Source organism: Carnobacterium sp. TMP28 (genome assembly GCF_047553015.1).
In the GTDB taxonomy this organism is placed as follows: Bacteria; Bacillota; Bacilli; order Lactobacillales; family Carnobacteriaceae; genus Carnobacterium_A.
In genome coordinates this window covers 343051-356084 of the sequence record NZ_CP180212.1, presented here as the reverse complement: position 1 = coordinate 356084, position 13034 = coordinate 343051, and the positions used below count along the sequence as shown (strand labels likewise).

The 13034-nt window shown below is 35.8% G+C and carries 10 protein-coding genes and 1 pseudogene; all 11 read right to left on the bottom strand.

Annotated features, from left to right (window positions below; all coding sequences use genetic code 11):
• Nucleotides 1-23: 23 nt before the first annotated feature.
• Nucleotides 24-260 carry a preprotein translocase subunit SecG gene (gene secG / locus ACMHYH_RS01780; RefSeq protein WP_414839690.1) on the bottom strand — a complete coding sequence of 79 codons (237 nt, stop codon included), beginning with the start codon at nucleotides 258-260 and terminating at the stop codon, nucleotides 24-26.
• Between the two features lie 205 nt (nucleotides 261-465).
• Entirely contained in the window at nucleotides 466-963 is a 498-nt protein-coding gene (locus tag ACMHYH_RS01775; RefSeq protein ID WP_414839689.1) for a mannose/fructose/sorbose PTS transporter subunit IIB, read from the bottom strand.
• 93 nt (nucleotides 964-1056) lie between these two features.
• Nucleotides 1057-3893 (bottom strand): annotated as a pseudogene (locus tag ACMHYH_RS01770) (sigma 54-interacting transcriptional regulator).
• Nucleotides 3894-4031: 138 nt separating this feature from the next.
• Nucleotides 4032-4889 carry a hypothetical protein gene (locus ACMHYH_RS01765; protein ID WP_414839688.1) on the bottom strand — a complete coding sequence of 286 codons (858 nt, stop codon included), beginning with the start codon at nucleotides 4887-4889 and terminating at the stop codon, nucleotides 4032-4034.
• A gap of 26 nt (nucleotides 4890-4915) precedes the next feature.
• Nucleotides 4916-5359 (bottom strand): hypothetical protein, encoded by a 444-nt coding sequence (locus ACMHYH_RS01760; protein ID WP_414839687.1) that lies wholly within the window; start codon nucleotides 5357-5359, stop codon nucleotides 4916-4918.
• 245 nt (nucleotides 5360-5604) lie between these two features.
• The gene (gene eno / locus ACMHYH_RS01755; protein WP_414839686.1) at nucleotides 5605-6900 is read right to left on the bottom strand and encodes a phosphopyruvate hydratase; all 1296 of its coding nucleotides are present in this window, start codon (nucleotides 6898-6900) and stop codon (nucleotides 5605-5607) included.
• A gap of 299 nt (nucleotides 6901-7199) precedes the next feature.
• Nucleotides 7200-8732: a 2,3-bisphosphoglycerate-independent phosphoglycerate mutase gene (gene gpmI / locus ACMHYH_RS01750; RefSeq protein WP_414839685.1), complete on the bottom strand. Its 1533-nt coding sequence runs from the start codon at nucleotides 8730-8732 to the stop codon at nucleotides 7200-7202.
• A complete protein-coding gene (tpiA, locus tag ACMHYH_RS01745; RefSeq protein WP_414839684.1) occupies nucleotides 8732-9487 on the bottom strand; it encodes a triose-phosphate isomerase in 756 nt (251 codons plus the stop codon). Before tpiA ends, gpmI begins: the two co-directional genes overlap by 1 nt.
• 36 nt (nucleotides 9488-9523) lie before the next feature.
• On the bottom strand, nucleotides 9524-10711 hold the full coding sequence (locus ACMHYH_RS01740) for a phosphoglycerate kinase (protein WP_414839683.1): 1188 nt from the start codon (nucleotides 10709-10711) through the stop codon (nucleotides 9524-9526).
• 92 nt (nucleotides 10712-10803) lie between these two features.
• Complete coding sequence (gap, locus tag ACMHYH_RS01735) at nucleotides 10804-11811, bottom strand: type I glyceraldehyde-3-phosphate dehydrogenase (RefSeq protein WP_414839682.1); 1008 nt, start codon at nucleotides 11809-11811, stop codon at nucleotides 10804-10806.
• Between the two features lie 39 nt (nucleotides 11812-11850).
• The gene (locus tag ACMHYH_RS01730) at nucleotides 11851-12888 is read right to left on the bottom strand and encodes a sugar-binding transcriptional regulator (RefSeq protein ID WP_414839681.1); all 1038 of its coding nucleotides are present in this window, start codon (nucleotides 12886-12888) and stop codon (nucleotides 11851-11853) included.
• Nucleotides 12889-13034 lie beyond the last annotated feature (146 nt).

The window sequence follows — 13034 nt, the reverse complement described above, 5'->3', positions numbered from 1 at the left end:
ATTGGGTAACTTGACGTATTTATTTAACCGACTGATAAATAAGCTAATACTAGTGCTATCACAAAAAAAGCAATTCCTAAAACAACGGTTACTCGTTGTAAAACAGCTTCAAAACCGCGTGCTTTTTGTTTGCCAAATAATTGTTCTGCTCCACCAGTAAACGCGCTAGCTGCATTATTTGTTTTAGTAGGTTGCATAACAACCACAATAATAAGTAAAACTGATACTATAAGTTCAGCAATTAAAAATGTATCGTACACGTTTAATGCCCTCCTGTCTAACGTTTCTCTTGCAACTTACTTTACCATAATGAACACTAAATTACCAGAAGAGTTTGCCCATAGGCATGTCCTATTTGAAACGACTAAATCTCTTTCTTAAATCTAATCTGATAAATCGGTCTCATACGTAACTTTAGCTAACTTATCTCTTTTTTTACTCTTTGCTTTAGGTAATTTATAAAGTTTATAGCATATTTTCTTTCTTTAAAAGATCCATCATATAGGTTTTACTATCAGATGCAACTTTTCTAATTTCTAATTCGATTCCTTGTTTATTTAAATAAATGAAATCTTCAATATCTTGTGTATCTACGGCAACCGCATTCGTGATCATTTTTTTTCCAGCAGAAAAACTCATTCCTCCAATATTAACAGAATGAATCTCGACACCACCCTCTACAACTCTTTTTACATCATGTGGATTCGTAAATAATAACATTGCTTTAAAAACATCAAATTGTGGATCTTGATAAATAGCAATCATTTTGTCTATTGTAATAACATTAGCTGTTCCATCGGGAGGTGCTGCATGCTTTAGTAGTGTCTTTCTTAGTGTATCTTTTGCAACTTCATCACTTATCACTAATATACGATTAATTTTCAACGTTTTTGTCCAAACTGTTGCTACTTGACCATGAATCAAGCGATCGTCAATTCGTGCTAAACGAATATCCATTACCATAACTAACCATCCTTATCTTTAGTTCATTGTATTGCTAATCATAGACAAAAAATAAACTGGTCTAAACGACTTGACGCATTTAGACAGTTATTTTTATTCTTCTCCTGATTGTGCATCAAAGATCTTTAAAATATAAAAAATTTCTGAATCCGGAATAACAAGGTTTAATTTTGCTTTTACCATTGTGTTGGCTTCTAGTACAGCATCTAGATAGAGGTGATTTTCTTCATACTCTTCTTGAGTAGAAAGTGTGTCGTTTAGTAACACCCGTTCAAGTACACCAGCGATATGCATAATAAGCCCTATTTTTAAACTATTGGAAAATGATTGTTTCTTATTTGCTTCTATTATCTCGCTGTATTCCCATAAAATAGAAATCAGTTTTTTAGGATTTAAAAACGTAAAGTACGTCCCTAAGTAGTCTTCACACAATTCTTTTGTATCTAACGACTCAACTAAATCTGATTCTTCATCTTGACTATCTAAGACCACTTGCTTAATCCGTTCTTTTCCGAAAGATTGAAACAATTCTTCCAAGGAAAGATGGGGCACTTGAATCGCAGGCTTACTTACTCCAGCAGTAGCTAAAATATGGTACTTTTCTGCAATCTTATTAACGGTTGAATCCATGTCTAACAAAGAGATAGAGATTACTTCAATCTCTTCATCTATAAATGTTGCCAATAACTCCTCAACACGCTGTTTAATAATCACTGCCGTTCCTTCTCCAGTCGAACAAATCGTAATGATAGCTTTAGGTTGGTAGGCTCTTTTCTTTGTCTCTTCCTCTTTAGACGGATGAGGATAGTCTAAAAAATTGCTGTACCCTCTAAAATTTTTAAGTGTATCGTGAATCTCATCTAGTGAACTATCCATTAATGATATTTTTCTAGCTGCTTCTAATACGACTGGTGTTGTCACCATATCAATTGTTTTGATAGGGATATCCATTTCTCGCATTAACTTATTACCAAAAGTCGTTAATGAACCCATATCTACTAGCAACAAAACACCATTACCTTCGTTAACCCGTTGGACAGCCTCTTGAATCATACCGTAAACACGATGAGGTGACATTTCTAATGGCATGTCTACTGCAACAATATTTTGAACATTTAATAACTTAGTAACAACTTGAACCATACTTGTTGCTGTACTTCTTCCATGAGCCGCTACAATAATCCCTACTTGACCAACAAGATTTTGCTCTCTTAAAGAAACCAATAACATCGTCAAGTACCAACATTCTACTTCAGGAACAGTGATTTGGTATTTCGTTTTGATATGATCTTTGATCATCAAAGCAACTGAGTATTCTTTTTTGTAACTAGATATTAAATTTTCTAGTTCTTTATTTGTTTTTGTTTGCACAACGCCTTCTTTAGAGCGTTTAATGAAAGAACTTAAATGTAAGCTCATGGCGTATAAGAAATTATCTTTAAACTGATAGTCTAAATACTCTTCTGCCATAGCTCGAATCTCTTTAGTTAAAGTAATAATTTTTTGATCAACGATATCCTTTAAACTTTTTTCATTATCAAAATTCAGTCTATTGGTTTTATAAAATGATTTTAAGTGCAAGTTAATATCTGTTGTAATAAAATTTTCAATATTTTCAGCATTGACACCTTCTGCTTTCAATAAAGCTGCCTTATCTCCTATAATTTCATATAAATTAAAAGGAAGTTCATAGGCATCTTTTTCTAAAATATAAACAGAATTGTCCGGTTGTAAAATCAGTCTTGGCTCTAAATAATTAGAAATTTCATTTAACTCTTCACGGTGTTTAGCTAAATGAATCAAACCATCTTGAATAATAGGAGTCAAATCATCCATCACAATTAAAACTCATTGTGATTATCCATACTATTTAAAAAGCCTTTAGCACAAGCTAATTGAACATTCGATTTTAATTGACCAACGTTTCCGTAAGTCACACTACCTAACAAAGCTTTTACAACACTCTCATCTACTACAATACGCTTATTGATTCTTTTAGCTTCAATAGATAAAAGTAATTTTACTAATTGGACACGTTCTTTGGCTGGACGATCATTAAATGAAGGAAGTTGAATAGTTATTGGTATGCGGCGGACAAAGGTTTTTAATAATGCAGAGTCAGGGTCTTCTGTTGTGGCACAAATAATACGAACATTGGCTGTTAAACGCTCTTCGGTATCGCCCATTCGCTGGAAGGTTCCGTTATCCATAAAGTAAAAGAGCATTTCTTGACCTTCTGGTGGTAAACGGTGAATTTCATCTAAAAACAACATATTTTTATCTGCTTTAACAAGTAAACCATCTTTGTCTTCGGTTGCTCCTGTATATGATCCTTTAGCATGCCCGAATAAATGCGACATCAATAATTGTGGGTTCTGAGAATAATCAGCACAGTTAAAAATAATCATAGATTTTGTTTGATCAATCACGTCTTTTGATTGAGAATATTCGTACATCGCATTTGCGAAAAAGGTTTTCCCAGAACCAGTAGGCCCTATTATCAGGCTATTTAGTCCCTTAGGCGGATAAAATATTGCTGCTTTTGCTTGTTCCATCTGGTTTTTTAAACTACCATTTGACCCAATCATATAATCAAATAAGTTTTTATCTGAAATAGTGTTCTCTGTTTTTATCGGTTTATCTTTTTTTTCATTAACTAGCGTATGTTCTTTATAAGATTTTACTTTTGTAGTTAATGGTTTCCAGACTAAACAAGTCTTGTCTACATATCTAACAGGTCGACCACTAATTTTTATGATTTTTTCTTCACGAACGAGTTCATTTAATTCCTTACTGACATTATTGCGAATAATATCTAACTCTTTTGCAATGTCAATAGTCGTTAGGCCATTGCCAAATTCGATTTCTTCTTTAGTTAACTGTTCTGTATTTTTTTTGACATAGTGATAAATCAAATCTTTGCGCTTCATCTATTCACCGCCTTTTTCTATTATCCATACGAGTATACCACATTATAAATTCATACACTATTTTAATAGTGTATGAATAAAAAAACCTTCGTTGTTCGGAATGAGTCCGCCAATAAAGATTTTTTAAGTTCGTTCCTATCACTTACTAAACTTTACTCTTTTATTTAATAATTTAGCTTGTAGTTTAGTAGCATTTACAAAATTACTCAATGCTTTTCTTTGAATCTCATCTAGTAAGTCATAATCAATGGTTATGATTTTCTTTGATAAAAAAGCATACTGTTCATTAATATCAGAACTTGCTTCACTAAGTTCATCTCTGAACAGTATTATTTCCGGAGTTACTCGTTTTAAATTCTTAATTTCTTCAAGTATATTATCTATCTTTTTTTTAATTTCTATAGTCATTTTTTCATTCTTTTTTTTAGTACCTTTTCCAATCATATACGCCCCAGCACCGCCGACAGCCCAACCTATTGGTCCTGTTAGCCCAACAACTAAAGAACCCAATCCTATTCCACCACCGCCAGCTACTAGTGCTCCGCCACCAAGCCAAGCTAAAGCTGCGTTAGTTGCTGCTGCTCCAGATAATGCACTGATAGCTGTTCCTGTAGAAGCAACACCAAAAGTAGTGGCTGAAGCCATTAAAATATTAGCTCCTAATACTCCAACAACTGCTCCCGTACCCGTAACTGCAGCTGCAGATTTGATTGCCTTTTCATCTATTTTCTTTATCTCTTTTTCTAACGTTTGTAGCTCAAATGTAAAATCTTTTAAACTTGATTCTGTAGATTCAATAGTGATACTAATTTCATCAGGAGTGTTTCTAAATAAATTGTAATAGTTAACACACCTTAAAATAGTATGATACAATTTTTGTTTATTTTCATAAATTTCTTGAGCAATTAAATTAACCTCTTCTACTACTATCTCATATTGTTCAACAGTTTTGTAATGTAATTTTTCATAAATCACTCGCTCTTCTTTTCCTAACATGATTAAAAGCCCCTCCCTTTAGTCTATTATGTTCTAAAAAATGAATCACATTCTGCTATATCCGTATAATTAAATTCACAGTCCTCAATCGAAACAGCTTTTAGTTTAAGGTAATCCGTTAGTCCATCTTCTTTAACATAAGGAGCTTGTATTTTGATACCAGTCTTTTGAGCATACCACCACTTTGTAAATTCAAAAAAATCAGATAATGTATCTTCTAATTCTAACTTAGTAATCATGTGGTCTTCATGTTTAGCTTTGTTTCCTTTTCTTCTTAAACGATGCATCGTATCTACAATAGACGAATCTAGCTCCATTCTCTTAGGAATTTCATTGATAGCGCAATACAATTTATTGTAATTTTCTTTTTCGAATGCTTCTATCTTAAAAATAAATTGCTTAAGCATTTTTTCTAACAGGCTTATTGCCTCTCTAGTTTGTAAGGAATAGTTATTTGGGTGTATCTCCATTTCTCTAATACTTTTAAATAAGTCAGGAAATGCTTCTTTTAAAAAGATATAATTTGAATCCACGTTCTCACTACCTTTCACATTTACTCCTAATAAAGTTAGTATATCATACAATCAGTGGGCTAAATACATAATAAAAAAACCTTCGTTGTTCGGAATGGGTCCGACCAACAAAGGTTTCAATTTTTTGCTTTTTAGTTTGTAAATAGGCGTTAAATGGGTTAACTCCTATTTACTTAAATCGCTTATTTTTTTAAGTTGTAGAAAGCTTTTAGTCCACCATAAACAGCAAGGTCGCCTAGTTGATCTTCAATACGTAACAATTGGTTGTATTTTGCAATACGGTCTGTACGTGAAAGTGATCCAGTTTTAATTTGACCAGCATTTGTTGCAACAGCGATATCAGCAATTGTTGAATCTTCTGTTTCACCAGAACGGTGAGAAACTACTGCTGTATAACCAGCTTTTTTAGCCATTTCAATAGCATCAAATGTTTCAGTTAATGTACCGATTTGGTTAACTTTGATAAGGATTGAGTTTGAAACGCCCATCTCAATTGCTTTAGCTAATTTTTCAGGGTTTGTAACAAAGATATCATCTCCAACGATTTGAACTTTATCGCCTAAAACATCTGTTAATTTCTTAGTACCTTCCCAGTCATTTTCATCTAAGCCATCTTCAATAGAGATGATTGGGTATTTAGCAACTAAGTCTTCATAAATTTTAATCATTTCGTCAGCTGTTTTTTCGCCTTCGCCTGAATCTGCTAAGTCATAAACACCTTTGTCTTTGTTGTAGAATTCAGAAGAAGCAGCATCCATAGCAAGAACAACGTCTTCACCAGGTTTGTAGCCAGCTTTTTTGATTGCTTCGATAATAACTTCAAAGCCTTCTTCGTTTGATTTCAAGTTAGGAGCAAATCCACCCTCGTCACCAACAGAAGTTGCTAAACCTTTTTCTTTTAAGATACCAGCTAATGCATGGAAAACTTCTGCTCCCATACGTAGAGCTTCTTTAAATGTTGGCGCTCCAACAGGCATAATCATGAACTCTTGGAAGTCGATACTGTTGTTAGCATGTGATCCACCATTAATGATGTTCATCATTGGTGTTGGCAATGTTTTAGCATTGAATCCACCTAAATATTGGTATAAAGGAAGGTCTAAGAAATCAGCAGCTGCACGTGCAACAGCAATAGAAACACCTAAAATAGCATTTGCTCCTAATTTTTCTTTGTTTGGTGTGCCATCTAATTCAATCATTGTTTTATCGATTGCCATTTGATCGCGTACGTCAAATCCTAAGATAGCTTCTGAGATAATTTTATTTACATTATCAACAGCTTTAGTAACGCCTTTGCCAAGGTAACGATCTTTGTCTCCGTCACGTAATTCGATTGCTTCATGCTCACCAGTTGATGCGCCTGAAGGAACCATTCCACGGCCAAATGCTCCGCTTTCTGTGTAAACTTCTACTTCGATTGTTGGGTTTCCTCGTGAATCTAGTACTTCGCGAGCTAAAATATCTGTAATAAATGGCATATATATTACTCTCCTTTGAGTTTCACTATTTTTGGCCTAGGACATCATATCCATGGCTTTATTCTAATTGTGTCTTAGCTAAGATGCAATCATTTTAATCGATTCTGCCTATTTATTGTTTTTCATAAATTATCTGATTCAATTTTATACGTTATCCTCAACAGAGCTGCAGACTCTTTATTGATTTTACTCATATAAAATCTACCGTGAATCATTTTTTTACGTTAACTTGCGCAAGTCAACAGGTAAAACAATAGAATAGGTTTCATCACTTTCTATTTTACACCAAAACGAACAAATTATGGGTTAATTATTAAACTTTCTCCAGTCATTTCTACTGGTTTTTCAATATTTAATAAGTCTAACATCGTTGGAGCAATATCTGCTAAACGTCCGCCCTCACGTAATGTTACACCTTTTTTGGTTACAATTACAGGTACAGGTACAGTTGTATGAGCAGTATGCGGGTTTCCTTCTGGAGTAAGCATTGTGTCTGCATTGCCATGATCTGCAAAAATAATCGCATAGCCACCTTTAGCAACAATCGCATCAACAATCCGTCCTAGATTTTCATCCACTGCTTCAATTGCTTTAATCGTTGGTTCTAGCATACCTGAGTGGCCAACCATATCTGGATTAGCGAAGTTTAAGATAATCGCATCAGACTGGTCTGCTTCAATATCAGCCACCAATGCATCTGTCACTTCATAAGCACTCATTTCAGGTTTCAAGTCATACGTTTCTACTTTAGGAGAAGGAATCAAGATACGATTTTCTCCTGGGAATTCTTCATTGCGTCCACCATTCATAAAGAAGGTAACATGTGGATACTTTTCTGTTTCAGCGATACGCAATTGCTTCAAACCTTTGTTAGAAAGAACTTCTCCGATGACATTGGTCATTGGAATTGGTGCAAATGCAACTTCAGCTTTAATGCTTGGGTTGTATAAAGTCATCGTAACAAATTTGACGTTTTTAGCTCTTACGCCACGATCAAAGTGTTCCCACTCGTCATCGGTGAAAGCATTAGATAATTGAATAGCACGATCTGGTCGGAAGTTGAAAAAGATAATAGCATCGTTACTTTTTACAGTTGCGACAGGCTTGCCATCTTTTTCAATAACTGTTGGAAGAACAAATTCATCAAATTTCTCTGATGCATAACTCGCTTCTACAGCCTCCATTGCGCTGTTGGCTTTTACACCTTCACTATGAGCGATAGCGTTGTAAGCTTTTTCAACACGTTCCCAACGCTTATCTCTATCCATTGCATAAAAACGTCCAGAAACAGTTGCAATTTCACCTGCTCCAATTTCTTGCATGGCTTTTTCTAATTGCTCCACGTAACCAATTCCTGAATTGGGCGCTACATCGCGTCCATCAAGAAAAGCGTGAACGTAAATATTGCGTACACCTTTTTCTTTTGCTGTTTTAATTAAAGAAATCAAGTGATTAATGTGACTATGCACACCACCGTCAGACAATAATCCAAATAAATGTAAATCAGATTGGTTATCAATCGTATGATTCATCGCTCCACTTAAAACTGGATTTACTTGGAAATCGCCATCTTCGATTGCCTTATCAATACGAGTTAAGCTCTGATAAACAATGCGTCCAGCACCAATATTGGTATGTCCAACTTCTGAATTCCCCATTTGGCCTGCTGGAAGACCGACGTCTAGACCAGAAGCTTTTAATTGACTGTGAGGATAACTATCCATGTAGCGATCAAAATTAGGTTTTTTAGCTTGTGCTACTGCATTACCCATGACTTCATTACGCCATCCAAGTCCATCAAGAATAATGATGGCTACTGGTGATTTTTTCATTATTTAATTGCCCCCAATAGTGCTAAGAAAGAATCTGGTTCTAAACTAGCTCCACCGACAAGTGCTCCATCAATATCTGATTGAGCCATGTACTCAGCGATATTTTCAGGTTTTACACTGCCACCGTATTGGATACGTACTGCTTCAGCTGCTTCTTTCGAAACTTCTTTAGCAATTGTTTCGCGAATAACAGCACACGTATCATTTGCATCTTTAGATGTAGATGATTTGCCAGTTCCAATTGCCCAGATAGGCTCATAAGCAAGAACAGATTTAGCTACTTGCTCATTTGTTAAACCAGCGATGGCTGCTACGATTTGCTCGCTTACCCATTCATTTGTTTGTCCAGCTTCACGTTGTTCTAACGTTTCGCCACAACAAATAATGGGTGTCATACCATTGTTAAAAATAGCATGAGCTTTTTTATTGATGTCCTCATTTGTTTCATGGAAATACTCACGACGTTCTGAGTGTCCGATGATTACGTAATCTACTCCGATGTCATTCAATGCTGCTGGACTTGTTTCGCCAGTGAATGCACCTGAATTTTCGAAATAAGCATTTTGAGCTGCAATTCTTAATTCTGTGCCTTTAGCAGCATTTGATAGTTCATGTAAAAATAAAGTTGGTGCTCCAATAACGGAGTCTACTTTTTCTGCTGAAGGAATAGCTGACTTAACTGCTTCAACAAACGCTAAAGCTTCTGAAGCTGTTTTATTTAATTTCCAGTTGCCTGCAATAATTGGTTTACGCATAAAAAATAACTTCCTTTCATCTTGCTAAAAATTATCTTATTTATTAGAGATTGATGATACTCCTGGTAATTCTTTGCCCTCAAGGTACTCAAGAGAAGCTCCGCCACCAGTAGAAATATGAGTGAATTGATCAGCAAAACCAAGTTCCATAGCTGCTGCTGCAGAATCTCCGCCACCAATGATTGTTGTTGCTTCTGTTAAGTTAGCAATAGCTTCACAAACACCAATTGTACCGTTAGCAAAGTTCGTCATTTCAAATACGCCCATTGGTCCGTTCCATACAACTGTTTTAGCACCTTGTAATTCTTTAGTGAATAATTCAATTGTTTTTGGTCCGATATCTAGTCCCATTTGATCACTTGGAATAACACCTTCATGGACTTCAATAACACCATCATTACTAAATTCATGAGTTGTTTTTGTGTCGATTGGTAAAATTAACTTATCTCCACCTTTTTCAAGTAAGGTTTTAGCTAATTCAATTTTATCTTCTTCAACTAGAGATGTACCGATTTCGATTCCTTTAGCAGCGTAGAATGTATATGTCATTCCTCCACCGATTAGAACTTTATCTGCTTTATCTAATAAGTTTTCAATTACACCAATTTTATCACTTACTTTTGCGCCACCTAAGATTGCAACAAAAGGACGTTGTGGCTCATCTACTGCTCCACCGATAAATTTGATTTCTTTGTCCATTAAGAATCCAGCTGCTGATTCAAGATTAGAAGCAATTCCAACGTTTGAAGCGTGTGCTCTGTGAGCTGTACCAAATGCGTCGTTAACAAATACATCACCTAAACTAGCCCAATATTTACCAAGTTCAGCATCATTTTTGCTTTCTTTCTTGCCATCAATATCTTCAAAACGAGTGTTTTCAACTAATAAGACTTCGCCATTTTTCAATGAAGCGATAGTATCTTCTAGTTCTTTGCCACGAGTTTCAGGTACGAAGGTTACTTCTTTGCCTAATAATTCGCTTAAACGCTCTGCAATCGGACGCAATGTTTTATCTGCTTTGTCATCTTCTGTTTTCACTTTACCTAGATGAGAGAAAAGAATCACTTTTCCACCTTGTTCAATAACGTATTGAATGGTTGGTAAAGCTGCTTGGATACGATTGTCGTTCGTAATTTCGCCATCTTTCATTGGTACATTAAAATCAGCACGGACCAACACTTTTTTATCTTTTAAATCTAAATCTGTTACAACTTTTTTTACCATTGAGAGATCCTCCTCAATTCAAATTTTTATAATCAAAAAGAAAAGCAGGGAAGCGCGTAGCTCCCCCGCTTATCAAAACGTTTTTTTACTGATTATTTGCTTAATTTAGCAAAGTACTCTAACGTACGGATTAATTGTGCAGTATATGACATTTCGTTATCATACCAAGAAACAGTTTTAACTAATTGCTTGTCTCCAACAGTCATAACTTTTGTTTGAGTTGCATCATATAATGAACCAAATGTCATGCCTAAGATATCTGAAGAAACAATTGCATCTTCAGTATAACCGTAAGATTCGTTTGATGCTGCTTTCATAGCTGCGTCAACTTCTTCAACCGTTACAGTTTTATCTAAAACAGTGATTAATTCTGTTAATGAACCAGCTGCTACAGGCACACGTTGTGCTGCTCCATCTAATTTACCTTTTAGTTCAGGAATAACTAAACCAATTGCTTTAGCAGCTCCAGTTGTATTAGGAACGATGTTAGCTGCTGCTGCACGAGCACGACGGAAGTCGCCACCTGCGTGAGGAGCATCTAATGTGTTTTGGTCACCTGTATAAGCGTGAATAGTAGTCATTAAACCTTGAACAATTCCATATTTGTCATTTAGTACTTTAGCCATAGGTGCTAAACAGTTCGTTGTACATGAAGCTCCAGAAATAACTGTTTCAGAACCGTCAAGAATTTCGTGGTTTACATTGTAAACGACTGTTTTCATGTCGCCTGATGCAGGTGCAGAGATTACAACTTTTTTAGCTCCTGCTTTTAAGTGTAATTCAGCTTTTTCTTGAGAATTGAAGAAACCAGTACATTCTAGAACGATTTCTACGCCTAATTCTCCCCACGGAAGTTCTTCAGGGTTACGGTTGCTTAAAACTTTTACGTCTTTACCGTTAACATTGAATGCGCCATCTTTAACTTCAACTTCACCATTGAAACGTCCTTGTGTTGTATCATATTTCAATAAGTGAGCCAACATGTTTGCATCTGTTAAATCGTTGATTGCTACTACTTCCATACCTTCTACTTCTTGAATGCGACGGAATGCAAGACGACCAATACGTCCAAAACCATTAATACCTACTTTAACTGTCATAACTAAATTTCCTCCTTTAGGAATCGTAAAAAATTTATTTTAAAGGGTTATCCCTCTTAAAATCTGATTGGCGGCACCTTCGTCTGTGATTAACCACGTTTGAGAAGGCACATTCTTCATGTGTGCTTCAATTGCTTTGGCTTTAGATTTTCCTCCTGCAATTGCGATCACACTTGGTATTCGTGTAAGATCTTTTGATTGCATACCAATACGTGGGATTTTGTAAACAACTTCCCCAGTCTGGTTATAGAATTCTCCGAAAGCTTCACCAACCGCTGCTTTGTTTTTAATCAGAGCTAGAACTTCTTTGCTCATACCTCTGCGCTTTGCCATGTGTGTTGCATCTCCAATACTATAGAGAACACAGTTAGCTTGTTCCACCAGATCTAGCGTTTTTTTGATTTCTGGTTCTTTCAAGAGCGGCTTGTATGTTTCCTCGCTCACTTGTTCTGGTACATATAAAACACGGTTTTTTCCACCCGTTCTCTTAGCCATCTGTGCACTAACAGCGTTAGCTTGAATGTCCACCGACTCACCTAATCCACCTCTAGCTGGTACAAATAATAATTCACGGTGATAAGAAAGACTTTCATTCATGTGATTCGCAACTTCTGCCATCGTTGTTCCACCCATAACCGCAATGATATTCATTCCTTCGGGCAATAACACTTTCAACGAATCCATTGTTGCTCGCCCTAATTCGTCTCGAACCTTGGGTTGCTCCTCAACATTTCCAGAAACAATTACACAGTGTTCTATCTTTAAATAGGTAGCTAATTGATTTTCTTTCTCTCGCATCCCCAATAATTGACCCATTATCTGATCTAAATCATGGTAAACAATTTCTCCACTTACGGTTAATTGCATGCCTACTTTAGATGTTTTAATTAAGCCCTGTCTTTTCAATGCGTCTACTTCAGTTCTTAGCACACGCTCGGTGATATCCATTTTGTCAGCTAGCACTCTACGCCCAATAGGACCTAGCAGATAAACATTTCGCAAAATTTGATACCTTCTCCTCAGCGTATCCATAATGTCCGGTGTAACTTTTTCTACGATAGACAATACATCCTGCATGAGTTCCCTCTTCCTCGGTGGGTCAACTAACGACCATGTGAGTCGTTGGGCGACCCTTATTGACTAAAAAAACAAGAGATTTAAGTGAAACAAGACATTCAGTTAACTGCATGCTCTATTCTTGTTTTCCACTACAGTCTAAAAAT